Raw genomic sequence first — 270 nt, 5'->3', positions numbered from 1 at the left:
ACCTTAGGTTTTCGGCGGACAAGATTCTCACTTGTCTTTTCGCTACTCATACCGGCATTCTCACTTCTTATCGCTCCACCGCTCCTTTCGGTACGACTTCTATGCAATAAGAACGCTCCCCTACCACTGTGCCGTACGGCACAATCCATAGCTTCGGTGATACGTTTAGCCCCGGTACATTTTCGGCGCAGAGTCACTCGACCAGTGAGCTATTACGCACTCTTTGAATGGTGGCTGCTTCTAAGCCAACATCCTGGTTGTCTGTGCAAC

At 50.4% G+C, this 270-nt stretch carries 1 rRNA gene; it reads right to left on the bottom strand.

The window, feature by feature from the left end:
* A 23S ribosomal RNA gene (locus tag TEPIDINF_RS14885) occupies positions 1 to 270 on the bottom strand; the annotation flags it as partial.

The organism is Tepidibacillus infernus (assembly GCF_048898065.1).
GTDB classification, from domain to species: domain Bacteria; phylum Bacillota; class Bacilli; order Tepidibacillales; family Tepidibacillaceae; genus Tepidibacillus_B; species Tepidibacillus_B infernus.
This window is presented reverse-complemented; position numbering and strand designations above follow the sequence as displayed.